Source organism: Frigoribacterium sp. CFBP 8754, from assembly GCF_014841815.1.
GTDB lineage: Bacteria > Actinomycetota > Actinomycetes > Actinomycetales > Microbacteriaceae > Frigoribacterium > Frigoribacterium endophyticum.
Map to the genome: position 1 here is coordinate 793774 of NZ_JACYUO010000002.1, position 17805 is coordinate 811578.

The 17805-nt window shown below is 72.4% G+C and carries 16 protein-coding genes; 5 read left to right on the plus strand and 11 right to left on the minus strand.

Translation table 11 applies throughout. The annotated features are described in order from the left end of the window. Positions 1-109: 109 nt before the first annotated feature. The 5 genes from IFT72_RS10095 to IFT72_RS10115 all read right to left on the minus strand — a co-directional run bounded on the left by IFT72_RS10095 (position 110) and on the right by IFT72_RS10115 (position 5593). Positions 110-943, minus strand: coding sequence for a carbohydrate ABC transporter permease (locus IFT72_RS10095; RefSeq protein WP_056057158.1), 834 nt, complete (start codon positions 941-943; stop codon positions 110-112). A gap of 1 nt (position 944) precedes the next feature. Continuing rightward, positions 945-1958: a carbohydrate ABC transporter permease gene (locus tag IFT72_RS10100; protein ID WP_082514596.1), complete on the minus strand. Its 1014-nt coding sequence runs from the start codon at positions 1956-1958 to the stop codon at positions 945-947. A 3-nt stretch (positions 1959-1961) separates the two neighbouring features. Then, positions 1962-3248 carry a sugar ABC transporter substrate-binding protein gene (locus IFT72_RS10105; RefSeq protein ID WP_082514597.1) on the minus strand — a complete coding sequence of 429 codons (1287 nt, stop codon included), beginning with the start codon at positions 3246-3248 and terminating at the stop codon, positions 1962-1964. A 69-nt stretch (positions 3249-3317) separates the two neighbouring features. Then, complete coding sequence (locus tag IFT72_RS10110; RefSeq protein ID WP_192046306.1) at positions 3318-4448, minus strand: hypothetical protein; 1131 nt, start codon at positions 4446-4448, stop codon at positions 3318-3320. A gap of 128 nt (positions 4449-4576) precedes the next feature. Next, positions 4577-5593 carry a LacI family DNA-binding transcriptional regulator gene (locus IFT72_RS10115; protein ID WP_192046307.1) on the minus strand — a complete coding sequence of 339 codons (1017 nt, stop codon included), beginning with the start codon at positions 5591-5593 and terminating at the stop codon, positions 4577-4579. 173 nt (positions 5594-5766) lie between these two features. On the opposite strand from IFT72_RS10115, the gene IFT72_RS10120 reads away from it, so the two are divergent. Next, positions 5767-7035, plus strand: a complete 1269-nt coding sequence (locus tag IFT72_RS10120) for an AI-2E family transporter (protein ID WP_244634322.1) — start codon at positions 5767-5769, stop codon at positions 7033-7035. Here the strand turns inward: IFT72_RS10120 and IFT72_RS10125 are convergent. Continuing rightward, complete coding sequence (locus IFT72_RS10125) at positions 7032-7241, minus strand: hypothetical protein (RefSeq protein ID WP_167260271.1); 210 nt, start codon at positions 7239-7241, stop codon at positions 7032-7034. The two genes, IFT72_RS10120 and IFT72_RS10125, sit on opposite strands and share 4 nt — an antisense overlap. Beyond that, on the minus strand, positions 7238-7591 hold the full coding sequence (locus IFT72_RS10130; protein WP_056057164.1) for a hypothetical protein: 354 nt from the start codon (positions 7589-7591) through the stop codon (positions 7238-7240). The genes IFT72_RS10125 and IFT72_RS10130 overlap by 4 nt, the downstream gene beginning before the upstream one ends. Before the next feature lie 137 nt (positions 7592-7728). Between IFT72_RS10130 and IFT72_RS10135 the strand changes: the two genes are divergently transcribed. Together IFT72_RS10135 and IFT72_RS10140 are read left to right on the plus strand one after the other, a co-directional pair. Continuing rightward, positions 7729-8253 carry a DUF6578 domain-containing protein gene (locus IFT72_RS10135; RefSeq protein ID WP_192046308.1) on the plus strand — a complete coding sequence of 175 codons (525 nt, stop codon included), beginning with the start codon at positions 7729-7731 and terminating at the stop codon, positions 8251-8253. Between the two features lie 143 nt (positions 8254-8396). Continuing rightward, on the plus strand, positions 8397-9140 hold the full coding sequence (locus IFT72_RS10140) for an SDR family oxidoreductase (RefSeq protein ID WP_192046309.1): 744 nt from the start codon (positions 8397-8399) through the stop codon (positions 9138-9140). Positions 9141-9183: 43 nt separating this feature from the next. Here IFT72_RS10140 and IFT72_RS10145 read toward each other — a convergent pair whose 3' ends face one another. The 4 genes from IFT72_RS10145 to IFT72_RS10160 form a co-directional block, all read right to left on the minus strand. Next, positions 9184-11145, minus strand: coding sequence for a beta-L-arabinofuranosidase domain-containing protein (locus IFT72_RS10145; protein WP_192046310.1), 1962 nt, complete (start codon positions 11143-11145; stop codon positions 9184-9186). A gap of 65 nt (positions 11146-11210) precedes the next feature. After that, on the minus strand, positions 11211-11972 hold the full coding sequence (locus IFT72_RS10150; protein WP_167261346.1) for a carbohydrate ABC transporter permease: 762 nt from the start codon (positions 11970-11972) through the stop codon (positions 11211-11213). Between the two features lie 128 nt (positions 11973-12100). Further along, on the minus strand, positions 12101-13093 hold the full coding sequence (locus tag IFT72_RS10155) for a carbohydrate ABC transporter permease (RefSeq protein ID WP_056057170.1): 993 nt from the start codon (positions 13091-13093) through the stop codon (positions 12101-12103). A gap of 93 nt (positions 13094-13186) precedes the next feature. Beyond that, entirely contained in the window at positions 13187-14437 is a 1251-nt protein-coding gene (locus tag IFT72_RS10160) for an extracellular solute-binding protein (protein ID WP_371741246.1), read from the minus strand. 179 nt (positions 14438-14616) lie between these two features. Between IFT72_RS10160 and IFT72_RS10165 the strand changes: the two genes are divergently transcribed. Together IFT72_RS10165 and IFT72_RS10170 are read left to right on the plus strand one after the other, a co-directional pair. Further along, positions 14617-15660 (plus strand): LacI family DNA-binding transcriptional regulator, encoded by a 1044-nt coding sequence (locus IFT72_RS10165; protein WP_056057174.1) that lies wholly within the window; start codon positions 14617-14619, stop codon positions 15658-15660. Between the two features lie 249 nt (positions 15661-15909). Next, a complete protein-coding gene (locus IFT72_RS10170) occupies positions 15910-17634 on the plus strand; it encodes a CBM35 domain-containing protein (RefSeq protein WP_244634323.1) in 1725 nt (574 codons plus the stop codon). Positions 17635-17805: the final 171 nt, after the last annotated feature.

A 17805-nucleotide genomic window follows, 5' to 3' on the forward strand; every position in this document is an offset into this window, starting at 1 on the left:
GCCGGTAGGGGAAGGCGCCCGGCGCGACGGCGGTGGCGGAGCCGCCCGAGGGGCCGGTGGAGGCGGTGGAGGCGGTGGTGGGGGATGCGGTGGTCACGGGGATCTCCTGTCAGCCCTTCACGCTCGAGCCGACGTCGGTCGAGATGAAGTAGCGCTGGAACACGATGAACAGCACGACCACGGGCGCCGCGAGCACGACGGCCCCGGCCAGGGTCGCGCCGAAGGGGTTGGCGGCGGTCGCGGCGACGTTCGAGATGTAGTTCGCCAGCGAGACCGCGAGCGGCTGCATCGACGCCTCTTTCGTGATGAGGAACGGCCAGAGGAACTCGTTCCACGGCCCGATGAAGGTGAGCAGCAGCGCGGTGACGAGGGCCGGCCGCACGAGCGGCAGCGCGATGTTCCACAGCAGCCGGAACTCGCCGGTGCCGTCGATGCGCGCTGCCTCGAACAGCTCGCGCGGCAGCTGGAGGAAGTACTGCCGGAAGATGATGACCGCCGTCGAGTTGATGGCGAACGGCAGGATCATGCCCAGGTAGCTGTCGCTGAGACCGTAGTTGCGGGCGATCAGCACGTAGAGCGGGATGACCAGCAGCTGGAACGGCACGACCTGCACGAGCAGCGCCAGCGCGAACGTCACCCCGCGCCCCCGCCACTGCAGCACGGCCAGCGCGTAGCCGACGAGCACGCCGAAGACGACCGTGCAGACCAGCACGCCCCCGGTGAAGATGCCCGAGTTCACCAGCCCGGTCAGCAGACCGATGCGGCTGTCGATGGCGGCGTAGTTCGCGCCCGTCAGGTTCGACGGGTGCGGGAAGGCCCCGGCGACGGTGGGGTCGGGCTTCGTCTGCAGCGAGCCGATCACCATGTAGTAGAAGGGGAAGAGGAACGCGAGCGCCCCCACGGCGAGGACGACGCCCCGCAGCACGACCTGGAACCTCGACATGTCAGTCCTCCTTCCCGCCGGCGAAGCGGTTCTGCAGCAGCGCGATCACGAGCACGAGCACGACGAGCACGACGCCGATGGCGGCCGCCTGGTCGGGGTTCCCCTGCTCGATGCCCTTCTGGTACATCAGCAGGACGGGCGAGGTCGACGCGCCGTTCGGCCCGCCTCCCCCGGTCAGCAGGTAGGGCTCGGTGAACAGGTTCGCGCCCGTCACGGTCGAGACGAGCAGCACGAGCACCGTCGCGGGCCGGACGCCCGGCACGGTCACCGTGAAGAACGACCTGACCACGCCGGCACCGTCGCTCGACGCCGCCTCGTAGAGCTCCTTCGGCACGTTCTGCAGCGCCGCGAGGTAGAGCAGGATGTAGAACCCGAGCTGCTTCCACGTGACGAACAGCGCGATCGAGGGCATCGCCCAGGCCGAGTTGATGAGCCACGACGGCGACGGCGCCAGCGGCCCGAGCACCTGGTTCACGAGCCCGTTGCCGTTGAACAGGAAGAGCCACACCGCGACGACCGCGACGCTCGCGGTGAGGTACGGCACGTAGTAGGCCACCCGCAGGAAGCCCTTGAACCGCACGACCTTGTTGAGCGCCGTCGCGAGCACGATGCTCAGCACGACCGTGAGCGGCACGTTGATGACCAGGAACACACCGACGTTGGCGAACGACCGCAGCACGGCCGGGTCGGTGAACGCGGTGACGAAGTTCTGCAGCCCGACGAACGGGCGCTCGACCTGGGCGCCGGGGGCCGTGAAGAAGTAGTCGTGGAAGGCGATGTACACCGCGTAGCCGAGCGGGTACGCGAAGACCGCGAGCACGAAGACCAGGTACGGCGCGCTGAACAGCAGGCCGAGGGGGTTCTTGCCGAGCGGGCCGCCGCGACGACGACGCACGGGGCCGCGACCGCCCGACCGGGCCCCGCCGGGGCGGGGGCGACCCGAGGAGGCGCGGGGCGCCTCCTCGGAGCCGCCGCCGGCCGCCGGCGTGGCCGGCTCGGCGCTGAGGGTCGACACGGCCTAGCCCTGGGCCGCGAGCTCGTCGACCTTCGTGGCCGCGTCGCCGAGGGCCTGGTCGACGTCGCCCTCGCCGAAGATGACGCTCTTCGACCAGGCGTCGCGGAGGGCCTGCAGCTCGGCGACGGTGTTCGGGCCGGACGGCACCTCGATGGTGCGGGCCGCCTGGTCGCCGAAGAGCGCGTAGGCGGGGTTGGCCTCGAAGTAGTCGGCGTACGTCGTCGCGAGGTCGGTGCGGATCGGCATCTGGCCGGTCGTCTCGAGCAGCGCGCGGTCCTGCTCCTCGCTCGTGGAGAACTTCAGGAACTCCCACGCGGTGCCCTGGTTCTCGCACGCCGTGTACATGCCGACGTTCTTCGCGTCGCTGAAGGTGTACGTCTCGTCGGCGGGCGTGCCGTCCTCGGTCGGCACGGGCACGGCGCCCCAGTTCACGTCGGAGTAGACGTTCACGGCCCACGGCCCGACGATCGACATCGCCGCCTCGCCGTCGGCGAACGAGTCGCCGGTGTACTGCTCCTGGCCGGCGAGGCCCTGGTCGTAGAGGTCGCGCCAGAACCCGGCGACGGTCTCGCCCTCGTCGTCAGCGAAGGTGGCCTTCCCGTCCTCGACGAGGCCGGTGCCGCCGGTCGCCGCGGCGTAGAGCGGCATGAAGTCGAACTGCGTCTGGAAGAACTCGCTGGTCGGCGCCGGGTGGATCGCGTAGTCGGAGACTCCCGCGTCGACGAGCGTCTTGCTCGTGGCCAGGAAGTCGTCGTAGGTCGAGAGCGCGGGGGCCTCGGCGTCGAGGCCGGCCTGCGTGAAGAGGTCCTTGTTGTAGAAGATCATCACGGGGTTCGACTTCCAGGGCAGCTGGTAGTACTTCCCGTCGGCGTCCTGGTACTGCTCGGCGAGGTCGCCGCTGCGCTCCTCGACGTAGTCGGCGCCGTCGTCGAAGCTCGACAGGTCGACGAGCCCGCCCTGCTTCTGGAACTGGCCGACGGCGCTGGGGGCCGTGTTGTAGACGAGGCAGGGTGCGTTGCCGGCCGTGATGGCGGCGCCGATGACCTCTTCGCTCGACTTGCCGGCCGGGATCTCCTGCCCCTTCACCTGCTCGTCGGGGTGGTCGGCGTTCCAGGCCTCGACGGCGGCCTTGCCCCAGGCGACCTCCGACTCGTTGTTCGAGTACCAGATCGTGATCGGGCCCTTCGCGGTGAGGGCGTCGCCGCCGCCTCCCCCGCCGCCGGAGCAGGCGGTCAGGCCGAGGCCGGCGAGCAGGACGGTGGCGCCGATGAGTGTGGTGCGTCGTTGCACGGTGTTCTCCTTGATCGGGTGGTGCGCTGTGAGGGGGTGCCGCCACCGGCGAGCCGGCGCGGGCGGGGGTCAGGAGGCGCGGGTCGGGCCCGCGGCCTCGCGGTAGACGTAGAGCTCGCGGCGGCCGGGAGGCGCGTCCCAGCCCTGTGCGAAGGTCCAGCGGCCGTCGACCCGGCTGAGCCCGCCCCAGCTGAGCGAGCCGCCCGGCGTGAGGGCGAGCTGCTCGAACGGGCGAGCGACGTCGTAGAGGGCCTGGCTCGCGGCGAAACGTCCGTCCACGTCGTGGAAGACGTCGAGCACGAGGTGCCCGTCGCCGGTGACGATCGCCGCGGCGACCTCGTGCAGGTGGCCGCCGACGCTCGACAGGTCGAGGTAGTCGACCGGCTCGAAGGCCCAGGTGCGCATGTCGTCGGAGCGGCCGACGTGCAGCACGCCGTCGAAGCCCTCACTGACGAACATCAGGTACTCGCCGCCGAGGCGGACGGCCTCGCCGTGCTCGTCGCGGGGCACCACGGCGCCCTTCGCCCAGAGCCGCGTCTGCTCGGGCGGGGCGATCGGGCCGAGGCGCTGCCAGGTCACGAGGTCGTCGCTGACGGCGAGCATCATCTCGCAGCCGACCGCCCCGACGGGGTAGCCCGTGCTCGGGAACGCGGCCCGCGCCTCCTCGGTGATCGGGTGGACGCCGTTGTAGAACAGCCACCAGCGGCCCTCGGCGCGGTACACCTTCGGATCCTCGGTGCCGAGCAGCTCGAGGTCGTCGGTCGGGCGGACGACCGGGTTGGCCGGGTCGTCGACCCACGAGGCGCCCGGGGCCGTGAGGTCGAGGGTCGCGTGGCCGATGCGGCTGCCGAGGCTCTCCTTGACGGGCGACGCCCGGTAGAAGAGGTGCAGCGTGCCGTCGTGCTCGACCATCGAGGGGTTGTAGAGCGACGAGCTCGTCCAGCCGATGCCGTCGGGGTCGCTCCACTGGCCTTCGAGCGTGAAGGTCAGGGCGGGGTCGGGCTCGAACGGGCCGACGGCCCAGTCGGGGCGGTCGGGGCCGTAGGCGGCCGGGCCGGAGAAGGTCAGCTGCGCGAGGGCGCCGGTCTGCTCGTTCTCGTGCACCAGCGCGTCGTCGAGCACGGCGCGGAGGGCGTCGGGCGTGAGCGGCTCGAGGCGACGGGCTGCGTCGGTGCTGGTGTTGCTGCTGGCGGGGGTCATGGGGCTCCGACTTCGTCGTCGTGGCGGTCTGGCTGGCGTGGCTGATGGTTACCGAAACGTTTCGGTAGACAGGAAGCTAACACGGCCGGGCACCGAGCGGAAGGGGCTCGGCCGACGAGGCGCCGGGCTCAGCGCGCGGCGGGGGCGGTGGAGTCGCGGACGAGCAGGCGGGCCGGCGCCACCGAGGCGTCGGGCCCGGCCTGGCCCTCGACGGCCGCGAGCAGCAGCCGGGCGGCCTCGGCCCCGATCAGCCGAGGCGTCGTCGTGAGGGTCGTCAGCGCGGGGCGCACGTACGAGCCGAGCTCGATGCCGTCGAACCCGGCGACGCTGACGTCGTCGGGCACGCGGACGCCGAGCCGGTCGGCCTCGGCCATGAAGCCGATGGCGGCCAGGTCGTTCGCGCAGAAGACCGCGGTGGGCCGCTCCGGGCGCGACAGCAAGTCGGCCGCGGCCCGACGCCCGCCGTCGTAGGTGAAGTCGGCCTCGACGACGACGCCCGGGTCGTTACCGACGGCGACCAGCGACTCCTGCCAGGCCTCGACGCGGTGGACGGCGTGCACGAAGCGGGCGGGCCCGGCGACGTGCGCGAAGCGGCGGTGCCCCAGCCCGACGAGGTGGTCGACGAGCTCGCGCACGCCCGCCGCGACGTCCTGCCGGACCGCCGGCAGGGGGAAGCCGGGGGCGGGGTTGACGCCGACGGCGGGCAGGCCGAGCTGCTGCACGAGCGGCACGCGCGGGTCGTCGACGACGAGCTCGTTGAGGAACACCCCGTCGACGCGCCGCCCGGCGGCGAGGCGGCGGTAGCGGTCGAGGGTCTCGTCGGCCGCGGAGCCCATCTGCAGGATGAGCGCCCAGCCGCGGGGGTCGAGCACCGACTCGAGGCCGCCGATGAAGCTGCCGAAGAACGGGTCGCTCTCGAGGACGAACGGGTCGCGGTGCACGACGAGGCCGACGGTGAAGGCGCGGCCGGAGCTGAGCGAGCGGCCGCGCACGTTCGGCACGAAGCCGAGGTCGGCGGCGGCCTGCTTGATGCGCGCCCGGGTCTGGTCGGAGACCCCGGGCCGGTCGTTGAGCGCGCTCGACACCGAGCTGATCGCGACGCCGGCGCGGGCGGCGACCTCGACGATGGTGACCCGCTGGGTCATGTCGCGCCTCCTCGCCTCGCCCGTGACGGCTCCGCCGCGGCGAGCGCCGCGGACCGGGACGATGCTACGGCAGGCGTCACGGCACCTCGCGGCCTGGCCGTTCAGCGCGCGTGCACGCGCGGGTCTGCGGACTCACAGCCGTTCCATCGGATCCCGCCAAGAGACTGCACGACATGCACCTTCCCTGGCACCGCGGGCGCGCGGACGACGACGCGGCCACCTCGACGGGCTCCGCCGACCTCGACGTGTCGGTCGCGCCTCCCCGGGCTCCTTCCGCGACGGTCGCGCCGGAGGCGGCGGTCGCCTCCGCGGGCGCGGTCGCGCCGCCTGCCCCCTCGCCCCCGGCCGCCTCGGCCGTCCCGCCCGCGATGCAGCTCGCGGGGGCCTGGGGCTGGCGGCTGCTCGTCGTCGCCGGGTGCCTCGCGGTCGCGGGCTGGCTGATCGCGACCCTCGAGGAGATCGTGGTGCCGCTGCTCATCGCGATCCTCATCTGCGCCCTGCTGCAGCCTGTCGTGCGCCTGCTCACGCGCCGCCGCCTCCCCCACTGGCTCGCGATCGTCATCGCGCTTCTCGGCCTCGTCGTCGTGGTCGGCGGGCTGCTCGTGCTCGTCGTCACGCAGGTCCGGGCCGGCGCGGACGACCTGACGGCGAAGGGGGTGGCGTCGTACGACGCGCTGCGGGAGTTCCTCCGCACCTCGCCGCTGCAGCTCACCGACCGGGAGTTCGACCAGTACGTCGGCCAGGCCGGGCAGGCCCTGCAGGACGCGAGCCAGCAGATCCTGAGCGGGGTCGCGGCCATCGGCTCCGCGGCCGGGCACGTGCTCGCGGGCGGGCTGCTGACGCTGTTCGCGACGATCTTCCTGCTGATCGACGGCCGCGGCGTGTGGCACTGGGTCGTGGCGCTCTTCCCGCGCGCGGCGCGGCCGGCCGTCGACGGCGCAGGGCTCGCCGGGTGGCAGACGCTCGCGTCGTTCGTGCGGGTGCAGGTGGTCGTGGCCGCGGCCAACGCGGTGGGCATCGGGCTGTTCGCGGCCTTCCTCGGGCTGCCGCTGGCCATCCCGATCGCCATCCTCGTCTTCCTCGCGTCGTTCATCCCCGTCATCGGCGCGATCGTGACCGGGGCCCTCGCCGTGCTGCTCGCGCTCGTCGTCGCGGGCCCGGTGCAGGCGCTCGTGATGCTCGGCGGGGTGCTGCTCGTGCACCTGCTCGAGGCGCACGTGCTGCAGCCGCTGGTCATGGGAGGCGCGGTGCGGGTGCACCCGCTCGCCGTCGTCTTCGCGGTGGCGACCGGGTCGCTCGTCGCGGGCATCCCCGGCGCGCTGTTCGCCGTGCCGACGGCGGCGACGGTGAACGTCATGGTGAAGCACGTCGCCTCGGGGCGGTGGCGGGCGGCGGTCGAGGGGCCGGCCCTGCCCGACGGCACGCCCGCGAAGGGCGCCTAGCGGCGGGCGGGCCCCCGGGCCGGCCAGGGGTCGACGGAGCGCGAGCCCGCACGGGAGCGCTGCTCGGAGCGGAGCAGCCAGCGGCCGAGGCGGCCCCGGAGGGTCGCCTTCTGCGCGGCGTCGCGCGCCCGTCGCTCATCCACCGACGCGAGGATGGCACGAGCCATCTCGATCGTCTCCGGGTGGTCGTGACGATCCCAGGTCATGGCCTTCCTCCGTCTCCGTGGTCGCGGTCGGCGTGCTCGATCTCTGATGAGATCACGGCTGCGATGTCATCATCCTCACTCGTCGCCCAGGGCAGCGCAAGCAGCACCCGCATCATGGCGACCCCGGTCCGCCGATCGTCAGCGTCCGGCCCCAGGCACCTCTCCAGGGTCCACGACCACCTCGTCCACCACTGCTCACGCACGGTCGCGGCGTCGAGGCGGCGTCGTGACCGGCGAGCGTCGGCCACGGTCGCCCCGACGCTGACGACGGAGACGACCGCGGAGACGCAGGCCGCGAGGAACACGGCGGCGGCGCCCGGCGGCCAGGCGGCGAGGTCGAGGAACGGCATGGCTCCAGGCTGACCCACCTCCAGGGGCGGACGGAGACGACACGGCTCCGCCTGTGGACGGCGGGACCTGTGGACATGGAGGGAGCTCAAGGGCCGGGGCCGACCCGTGCGGCTCGTCGGCGTGCTTCGCTGGGCGGATGCGCATCGGAGTGTTCGTCTCGAGCTGGGAGCAGGGCTGCTGCGGCACGGCGGCCGGCATCGGCGACGAGGTGACGTGGGAGCTGACCTGGGGCCGCGAGTGGATCGAGGCGTCGTACGGCCCGGAGGAGGCGGCCGGCGTCGACTTCGCCGAGACACACCACGGCGGGGACGATGCGCCCCGGGTCGCCGTGGCCGGGCGGATCCTCTCCGTCGACGCCGTCCGACAGCGCTCCCACCGACCGGACCCCGGGGGCCCGTGGACGAACGTCGTCGGCGAGTCGACCAGCGTCGCCGTCGAGCGCCTCCCCGGCCACGGCGAGGCCGAGGACGAGGCCGGGGCAGCGGTCGCGGTCTCGGTCGCTCTCTCGGACGAGAACGACGCCTCTCGACCGTTCGGGCCAGGCTTCATCCTGCGGTCAGCGGGGCCCGACGCCCTCGACCTCGCCGGGCAGAGCGGCGTCGCCGGGTGGAGGGTCCGCCTCGACGTCGACGACGGCACCGCCCTGCCGGACGCTCGCTGACGGGCCCTGGCCGACGACGCGGACCAGGCACGGCCCGGACGACGACCGTCGGCGTACTCTCGAGCAGACGACGACACGCGTCGCGCAACTGCGGCGGTCGTCGTGACGTGCAGGACCTACATCGACGGCAAGGGAGCCACGACATGGAACGACTGACAGACAAGATCGCCCTCATCAGCGGAGGCGCGCGGGGCATGGGCGCCTCGCACGCCCGAGCGATCGTGGCAGAGGGGGGCAGGGTCGTCGTGGGCGACCTGCTCGACGACGAGGGCCGAGCCCTCGCGGAGGAGCTGGGCGACGCGGCCCGCTACGTCCACCTCGACGTCACCTCGGAGGCGGACTGGGCCGCGGCGGTGTCGACGGCCGTCGACGAGTTCGGCGGGCTGAACGTGCTCGTCAACAACGCGGGCATCGTCAACTTCGGCCGACTCGGCACGTACACGCTCGACCAGTGGAACCTCATCCTGAGCATCAACGTGACGGGGGCCTTCCTCGGCATCACGGCCGCCCGCGACGCACTCGTGGCGTCGGCACCCTCCTCGATCGTCAACATCTCGTCGACGGCGGGCCTGCAGGGCACCACGGCGCTGCACGGCTACGTCGCGTCGAAGTTCGCGATCCGTGGCCTGACGAAGTCGGTCGCGCTCGAGCTCGGTGCGGAGAACGTGCGCTCGAACTCGGTGCACCCGGGCGTCATCCGCACGCCGATGACCGACGGCCTCGAGCTCGGCGACCAGCTCGGCGCCCTGCACCGCATCGGCGAGCCGGCCGAGGTGTCGAACCTCGTCGTCTACCTCGCCAGCGACGAGTCGAGCTTCCAGACCGGAGCGGAGTTCGTCATCGACGGCGGCGAGCTCGCCGGCGAGAGCGACAGCGTCAGCGAGTGACCCACCCGGGGCCGCGTCGACACGGCGCGGCCCCGACCCGGCCTCAGCCCCGCCCCTCCCCCACCGGCAGCCACACGCGCATCGTCGACGGCCCGCGGTTGCCCCACGAGGCGTAGGGCACGAGGTCGACGCGGCCGAGCTGCTCGACCGTCGCCGCGACGGACTGGCCGTACGGCCAGGGCGCCGGCCGGGTCCAGCTGCGGGTCAGCGCCACCCGGGCGCCGGTCGGCGTCGTGACGGGGGCGACCCGGGTGTCGACGAGGACGTCGGCGACGCTCCCCGAGGGCAGGTCGACCGACTCGAGCGCCAGCACCAGGGGCCCCCGCTGCACGGCCACCTGGCCGCGCACCGCGTCGATCCGCGGGTCGGGGTGCACCCAGGAGGCGCGGGTCGGCAGGTCGAGGACGACCACGTCGCCCGCCGCGAACGCCTGCCGCACGACCACCGTCGAGCTCGCGTGCCGACTGACCTCGCCGTCGGGCGCGACCAGCGTGACGGCCGCGCCCTCCGTCCACGAGGGCACCCGGAGCGTCAGCTCGACCTCGCGGTCGGTGGCCTCCCGCCAGGTCACCTCGACACGGCCGTCGAACGGGTACCCGCTCGCGACCGAGAGGGCGACGGCCGTGCCGTCGGGCAGCTCGACGTCGACGTCGTAGCTGCCGTACTGGTGCAGCTGCACGCCGTCGTCGGTGCGGGTCGCGAAGTACTGCTCCACGCTCGCCAGGGTGCGGGCGACGTTCGTCGGGCAGCACGACACCTCGAACCACGGCGCTCGGAGGCTCGACAACGCGCGGGCGTTGACCTCGAGCTCGTCGGGAGCGGTGCCCTCGGTGCGCTGGTGCAGCGTGTTCGTGTAGAAGAAGGCGCGCCCGTCCTCGCGGGGCGACGCCAGGACGACGTTCAGCAGCGTGCGCTCGATCAGGTCGGCGTACCGGGCGTCCCCGTCGGCCAGCAGCAGCCGCCACGACAGCATCGTGGAGGCGATGCCCGCGCAGGTCTCCGAGTACGCGCGGTCGGGCGGAAGCTCGTGATCGGCGCCGAACGCCTCGTCCTGGTGGTGGGAACCCATGCCGCCCGTCACGTACGTGCGGTGCGCGACCGTCGCCTCCCACTGTCGGCGGACGGCGTCGGCCAGCTCGTCGTCGCGGGTCTCGACGGCGACGTCGAGGGCTCCCGCCGCGAGGTACAGCGCACGCACGGCGTGGCCGCGCAGCACGTCGGCCTCGCGCACGGGCCGGTCGTCCTGGAAGTACTCGGCGCCGTACTCGATCTCGGCGAGCAGGCCCCGGCCGCGACGGTCGACGAAGAGCCGGGCGAGCTCGACCCAGCGGGGCTCGTCGAGCGCGCGACCGAGCTCGGCCAGGGCCACCTCGATCTCGGGGTGACCGCAGATCGCGACCCGCCCCTCCGGCCCGAACTCACGCCACAGGTGCTCGGCCAGACGGCGACCGACCTCGACGAGGCGGGGGCCGGTGCCCGTCCGCTCCGCGGCGACGACGGCCTGCAGGAGGTGGCCCATGGAGTACAGCTCGTGGCCCCACTCGAGGTCGCTCCACCGGGCGCGCTGCCAGGGGCGGCCGAAGCTGGTGTGCAGGTAGCCGTCGTCGTCCTGCGCGCCCGAGACGCGCTCGACGAGGTCGTCGTAGCGGCGCTGCAGGTCGGGGTCGTGCTGACGGCCGAGCTCCCACGCCATGCCCTCGAGCAGCTTGTAGACCTCGCTGTCGACGAACTCGATGCCGGAGTGCTGCCACTCCACGTCGACCTGGTCACGGCCCGCGGCGGCGAGGTCGAAGTTGCGGATCCAGCCGATGCGCTCCATCCAGTCCTCACAGTGCCGCAGCACGACGTCGGCGTTGAGCTGCTGCTTCTCGGCCCAGAACCCGCCGGTCAGGCGCACCTGGGTCGCGTCGAGGGGGGTCAGCGTCGACGTGCGGGGGTCGACGGGCCCGGCGAACCGGCGCCGGTCGCCCGCGAGCGTGGTGGGGCGGGGGGAGGTGGTGGTCACGGTGGTGCTCCTGGTCTCGGGGGGTACGGCGACGGGCTGCGCGGCGAGGGGCCGGGTGGTCACGGTCAGTCCTTGACGGCGCCGGCGGTGACGCCGGCGGCGACGTAGCGCTGGGCGACGACCAGCAGCACCGTCGCGGGGATCGAGGCGACGACCGCGGTCGCCATGATCGAGTTCCACTCCTGGTTGTTGTTGCCGATGTAGCGGTAGATGCCGAGGGTGATGGTCTGCGCGTCGCCGCCGCTGTTGAGGGTCGACGAGAAGACGAAGTCCGACCAGGCCCAGAGGAACGCGAAGAGACCGACGGTCACGGCCGAGTTGCGGCTGACCGGCAGCACGATCGAGACGAAGGTGCGCCAGGTGCCGGCCCCGTCGAGCTTCGCGGCCGAGAGGAGCTCGTCGGGGATGCCCTGCATGAACGCGGTGAAGATCAGCACGCCGAAGGGCACCGCGAGGGTCGAGTCGGCGATGACGAGGCCCCACCACTCGTTGAGGATCCCGAGGTTGAGGTAGATGGCGTAGAAGCCCATCGCCATGATCACCTGCGGGATCATCTGCGCGACGATCATCACGAAGCTCAGGGCTCCGCCGCCGACGGGCCGCAGCTTGGCGAGCGAGTAGGCCGCGGGGGCCGACAGCGCGATCGTCACCACGACGGTGCCGAGCCCGACGAGCAGGCTCGTGCCGAGGTACGGCAGCTGCTCGCTGACGACGGCGCGGTAGCCGTCGAGGGTCGGCTGCGCCGGGAACCACGACGGCGGGCTCTGACGCATCTGCGCCGTCGGCGTCAGCGAGACGTTGATCATCCAGTAGATCGGGAACAGCATCACGGCGGTCAGCGCGACGCCGACGACGGTGGTGCCGAGGCTGCGCCGGCCGAGGCGCCTCGAGGAGGCGCGGCGTGCGTCGCTGGGCGGGCTCGCTGCCCCGGTGGGCCGGGTGGTGGTGACGGCGGTCACGAGTTCGCCTGCTTCCTCTGCACGCGCAGGTAGACGAGGCCACAGATGAGGGCCATGACGATGAGGAGGTTGCCCACGGCAGCCGCGGGCCCGAAGGTGGGCAGCGTCGAGCCGAAGCCGAGCTGGTACGACCAGATGGCGAACGTGGTCGAGGCGTCGCCCGGCCCGCCGCGCGACATGATCCAGATGATGTCGAAGACCTTCAGCGTGTAGACGAGGCCGAGCAGGATCGTGATCGCCGAGACCGGCCCGAGCAGCGGGAAGGTGATGCGCCAGAACGCCTGCCACGCGTTCGCGCCGTCGAGCGAGGCGGCCTCGTAGACGTCCGCGGAGATGTTCTGCAGCCCGCTGTAGAGGATGACGAGGTTGAACGGGATGCCGATCCAGATGTTGGCGATGATCACGCTCGTCAGCGCCCACTGCGGCGAGGTCAGCCAGTTGACCTGCTCGCCGCCGACGGCACGGATGACCGAGTTGACCACGCCGCTCTCGCTGTTGAGCATCCACGACCAGGTCGAGGCGCTGACGATGAGCGGCAGCAGCCACGGCACGAGGAAGAGCGCCCGGAGCGTCGACGAGAGCGGGAACTTCTGGAAGAAGAAGACCGCGAGGGCCATGCCGATCGAGAACTGGAACGCGATCGAGATCGACGTGAAGAGGAGGGTGTTGACGAGGGCGGGGCCGAAGGTGGGGCTCTGGAAGACCTCGACGAAGTTCTGCAGCCCGATGAAGGGCGCGGTGCCGTCGATGAACGACCGCACCGTGTAGTCCCGCACGGAGAGGTCGACGTTCCGCAGCAGCGGGTAGACGTAGAAGACGGCGAGGTAGGCGACCACGGGGGCGAGGAACGCCCAGGCCGCGGCCTGGCCCGGCTCGACGCGTCGACGGCGGCGCGCCGCGGAGGGGTCCGGCGGGGCGCCGGGGGCCGGCGGGGAGGCCGGCCGTGCTGCTCGGGTCGCCTCCGGGCGGGGGACGGTGTCGGTGGTCATCTGCTGCTGCTCCTCGTCGGGGGACGGTGCGGGGGTGCCGCGGGGGCCGGGGCGCCGTGCGCGCCCCGGCCGGGTGGCCAGGCCGGGGCCTCGCTACTTCGTGGCGGACTCGGCGGCCTGCTGCGCCTCCTGCAGGGCCTCCTCCGGGGTCGACGACCCGCTCAGGCTGTTCTGCACGGCCTTCCAGAGCTGCTCCGAGATCTTCGGGTAGTCCGTGCCGAGGTCGTCGCTGGTGCGGCCCTTCGCGTCGGCGACCGCGTCGACCCAGGGCTGGAGGTCGGGGTCGGCGGCGACCTGCGCCTCCTGCGCCTCCGTCGTCGGGGCGACGTACGAGAGCGTCGTGTCGGTCGCGACGAGGTTGTCGGTGCTCGTCAGGCAGGCCTGGATCTTCTCGGAGACCGCGTAGCGTGCGTCGTCGGACTGCACGGGCACCGTCAGGAACTCGCCGCCGGTCGGGGCCGGGGCGGCGCCGCCGTCCTTCGAGGGGATGGAGATGATGCCGTAGTCGATGCCCGACTCCTTGACCCCGGCCAGCTGCCAGGTGCCGTTCTCGCCGAAGGCGTAGTCGCCGGTGAGGAACTCCTGCCAGCTGGTCGTCTGCGTGTTGCCGATCACCGAGTTGGGGGCGTAGCCGGCGTCGACCCAGTCGGTCCACAGGGCGAGGGCCGACTGCCCGTCGTCGGAGTCGAGCGTGGTCAGGTCGGCGCCCGAGCCCCAGAACCAGGGCAGGAACTGGAAGCTGCCCTCCTCGGTGCCGATGGCCGAGAAGGTGATGCCCTTCTTCCCCGCCGCGGTGACCGCCTCGAGGGCGGTGGTCAGGCTGTCCCAGTCGGTGATCGAGGCCGGGTCGACGCCGGCGGCGTCGAGGACGCTCTTGTTGTAGTAGAGAGCGAGCGTGTTGGCGCCGATCGGGACGCCGTAGGTCTTCCCGTCGAGCTGGCCGGCGGCGAGCAGGTTCGCCTCGACGGCGGAGGTGTCGGCGCCGGTCTCGTCGGTGTCGGTGAGCAGGCCTGCCTCGGCGAGCGTGGAGACGACGGGGTTGTCGACGAGCAGCAGGTCGGGGCTGTTGCCCTGCTGGCCGGCGAGGAGCGCCTTGCTCGTCAGGTCGGAGGTGTCGTAGCCCGTGCGCTCGATCGTGACGCCCGCGTCGGTGCCGCACGAGCTGACGAGTTTGGCCCAGTCGCTGGAGTCGTCGAACTGGGGGTACGGGTCCCAGAAGGTGTAGGTGCCGGACGCGGCGTCGGACGAGCCTCCGCCCGATCCGCCGGCGCAGCCGGTGAGCGCGGCCGCGGTGGCGAGCCCGACGACGGTGACGATGGCGGCCTTGCGAGTGTTCGTGTTCACGGTGATCCTCTCTGGTGCTGCAGGGATCTCGCAGAGAGGCCGCGCGGTCCGCGCATCTCACCGTCGAGAAAGTAGGGGGTGTCGGCTCCGGTGCGGGGTGGACACCGAAACTGGTTTCGGGGATGAAGCTATGCCTGCTCGGCTTGCTTGTCAACACAGACATGAACTAATTTCGGTACATGGCCACGACAGGGGACAGGGCAGGGTCGACGACGGTCACCCTCGCCGACGTGGCGCGGGTCGCGGGGGTCTCGGTGGCCACGGCGTCGAAGGCCCTGAACGGCCGGGCCCAGGTCGCGGCCGGCACGCGGCTCAAGGTCGAGGAGGCCGCGGCGGCCCTCTCGTTCACCCCGAACTTCTTCGCGAGGGCCCTCAACTCGGCTCGCACCGGCACCATCGGCATGGTGACGAGCGACCTCGACAACCGCTTCGTGCTGCCGATCCTCCTCGGGGCGGAGGACGCCTTCGGCTCCGGCTCGCTCTCCGTGCTGCTGGCCGACGCCCGCGACGACGCCCTCCGCGAGCAGCTGCAGATCGACTCCCTCCTGACCCGACGGGTCGACGGCCTCCTCATCGTCGGCCGGACGACGAACCCGCGGCCGCCCGCCGCCGTGCCCGCCGACGTGCCGGTGGTCTACGTGTACGCGCCCTCGACCGGCGACGGCGACGTGTCGTTCACGCCCGACAACGTCCAGGCCGGCACCGCCGCGGCCGAGCACCTGCTCGGCCTGGGCCGCCGGCACATCGCCCTCGTCAACGGCGAGGCGTCGTACGCCGCCGCCCGCGACCGCGCCGCCGGGGTCGCCGGGGCCCTGCGCGCGGCCGGGCTCGGCCTCGTCGGCGGCGACTCGCTCTACGGACAGTGGGGCGAAGCCTGGGGCCGCGACTGCGCGCGCCTGCTCGTGCGCGGCAGCGACCCCCTCGACGCCGTCGTCGCGGGCAGCGACCACATCGCCCGGGGCGTGCTCGACACGCTCCGCGACGAGGGCCTGCGGGTGCCCGACGACGTCGCGGTCGTCGGCTTCGACAACTGGGACCTCCTCGTGCGGGAGTCCCGCCCCCCGCTGACGAGCGTCGACATGGAGCTCGAGGTGCTCGGGCGCACCGCGGCGCAGCACCTGGTCGACATCATCGAGGGGACCGTCTCCGCCGGCGTGTTCCCACAGCCGGTGCGCGTGCAGGCGCGGGCGTCGACGATCCCGCGCACCGACGCCGGGGCGTGACGCCCGACGTGAGGCGCTGAGCCCGCGCCTGCGCCGTGGCCCTCGTCGTCGACCGAGGGCGAACTCGCTCGCCCTCGTCCGAGGGCGAGCTCGCCCGAGCTACGGCCGGGCGATCTGTAACCTCGCGTCCTCGAAACCACTTCAGGGCACCTTCTTGCTTAATCCGCAGGCCTCTGTCAGTCTCAGCGAAAGCGGTTTCGGACAATGCCGTCCCACGCGGCGCCGCTCGTCCACGCGAAGGAGCACAGGATGAGAAAGACCAAGAAGACCATGGGGGCCGTCCTGGCCCTCGGCCTGAGCGCAGCCGTCGTCGCGGCGCTCGTCACCCCGGGCGCGACGGCCAGCGCCGCCGGGAACACGCTCGTCGTCGACGCGTCGAGCAGCATCCGGCCGGTCACCCACGTCGGGGCCGGCGGCCTGTACGCCGTCTCGAGCACCACGGAGCCGGCGCCGGGCCTGCTGACCCCGCTGCGGCTCAAGCAGCACACCCAGCCGGCGCCCGGGGTCCAGCAGCTCGGCAACGGAGCCACCGTCCCCTCCGGCGACGTCCTCGTGACGGCGCCGGCGTTCACGCGCGACGGCGCGCAGTCGTACGCCCGCATGCCCGACGTGTACCCGGACTTCCCGTACCGCTGGATCAGCTGGGCCGACTGGACCCAGAAGATCGACACGATGGTGAAGGCGCGCGTCGACGCCACCGGCACGACGAACATCAACGGCTGGGAGCTCTGGAACGAGCCCGACGGCACCTGGGACACCGCGAAGGCCGGCCCCTTCCTCGACGGCTGGACCCGCACCTACCGCCAGGTGAAGCTGCAGGACACGACGACGCCCATCGTCGGCCCGAGCTACAGCCGCTACTACCCCGACCTGATGCGCGACTTCATGGCCCGGGCCAAGGCCGACGGCACGCTGCCCGACGTCGTGGTCTGGCACGAGCTGGAGGACGAGACCTACAACACGGTCGACGAGCACGTCGCCGACTACCGGGCCATCGAGCGCTCGCTCGGCATCAGCCCGCGCCCCATCTCGATCAACGAGTACGGCTCGCCGTCGCAGGTCGACACCCCCAGCGTCGCGGCGCACTACATCGCCCAGTTCGAGCGCACCGGCATCAACGACGCCGAGCGGGCGTACTGGTACGAGTCGGGCACCGTCGGCGGGCTCGTCTGGAACGGCGCCCCCACCGGCTCGTACTGGCTCTACAAGTGGTACGGCGAGATGGCCGGGAACATGCTCGCCGTCACGCCCTCGGGCGACCTCGACGGCTTCGCGTCGTACGACTCGACCCGCAAGATCGTCAACGTCGCCCTGGGCGGCACCTTCGGCGACAACGCCGTCCAGGTGAAGGGGCTCGCCTCGTTCGGCTCGCAGGTCGAGGTCACCGTGAACTACACGCCGCGCTCGGGCCGCATGACGAACGTCGCCGCCCCGACCTGGATCTCGCGGACGACGGCGACCGTCGTGAACGGAGCCGTCACGGTGCCGATCACGAACCAGGACTACCTGGGCGCCTACCAGGTCGTCGTCACGCCGGCCGCCGGGCCGACGACGTCGTACCAGCAGGTGTACGAGGCCGAGAACGCCACGGTCGTGAACGCGCAGCGCCTGTCGTCGGCCACGGCCTCGAACGGCGGCTACGTCGGTCGCATCGACGGCCTGGGCGACGGCCGCTCGAACAGCTTCGTCGACTTCGTCGTCGAGGTGCCGACCGCGGGCGCCTACTCGCTGACGACCCGGTACGCCAACGGAGGCGCGGCCACGTCCACCCAGGGCCTCGCCTACAACGGGGGCGCGTTCTCGACGGTCTCGTACCCGACCACGGGCGGATGGGGCCGGTTCGCCGACTCCGCCGCCGCCCCCCTCACCCTGAAGGCCGGCTACAACGTCATCAGGCTCGCGAAGGGCTCGCCGAACTACGCCGGCGGCAGCGGCTTCGCGGAGATCGACTCGATCACGGTCCGGCCCCGCTGACCCGGGCCGGGCAGAGCCGACGGCCACGTCACGGGAGCCCCGTGACGTGGCCGTCGGCCTGTGCGGTGGCCACCGTCGCGGCTGGTGCCCGGAAGGGGGCGTGAGCCCCGTCGAGGTCGTCGCCCGAGGGGCGTCCCCGACGCCTCGATTGGTCCTTCTGCCCCAAAAGTC

Excerpts from the sequence above, each read along its gene's own strand:
- IFT72_RS10130 (WP_056057164.1), bottom strand. The coding sequence starts at position 7,591 with ATGCCGTTCCTCGACCTCGCCGCCTGGCCGCCGGGCGCCGCCGCCGTG.
- IFT72_RS10165 (WP_056057174.1), top strand. The coding sequence starts at position 14,617 with ATGGCCACGACAGGGGACAGGGCAGGGTCGACGACGGTCACCCTCGCC.
- IFT72_RS10120 (WP_244634322.1), top strand. The coding sequence starts at position 5,767 with ATGCACCTTCCCTGGCACCGCGGGCGCGCGGACGACGACGCGGCCACC.
- IFT72_RS10150 (WP_167261346.1), bottom strand. The coding sequence starts at position 11,972 with ATGCTGTTCCCGATCTACTGGATGATCAACGTCTCGCTGACGCCGACG.
- IFT72_RS10155 (WP_056057170.1), bottom strand. The coding sequence starts at position 13,093 with ATGACCACCGACACCGTCCCCCGCCCGGAGGCGACCCGAGCAGCACGG.
- IFT72_RS10170 (WP_244634323.1), top strand. The coding sequence starts at position 15,910 with ATGAGAAAGACCAAGAAGACCATGGGGGCCGTCCTGGCCCTCGGCCTG.
- IFT72_RS10115 (WP_192046307.1), bottom strand. The coding sequence starts at position 5,593 with ATGACCCAGCGGGTCACCATCGTCGAGGTCGCCGCCCGCGCCGGCGTC.
- IFT72_RS10110 (WP_192046306.1), bottom strand. The coding sequence starts at position 4,448 with ATGACCCCCGCCAGCAGCAACACCAGCACCGACGCAGCCCGTCGCCTC.
- IFT72_RS10135 (WP_192046308.1), top strand. The coding sequence starts at position 7,729 with ATGCGCATCGGAGTGTTCGTCTCGAGCTGGGAGCAGGGCTGCTGCGGC.
- IFT72_RS10095 (WP_056057158.1), bottom strand. The coding sequence starts at position 943 with ATGTCGAGGTTCCAGGTCGTGCTGCGGGGCGTCGTCCTCGCCGTGGGG.
- IFT72_RS10125 (WP_167260271.1), bottom strand. The coding sequence starts at position 7,241 with ATGACCTGGGATCGTCACGACCACCCGGAGACGATCGAGATGGCTCGT.
- IFT72_RS10140 (WP_192046309.1), top strand. The coding sequence starts at position 8,397 with ATGGAACGACTGACAGACAAGATCGCCCTCATCAGCGGAGGCGCGCGG.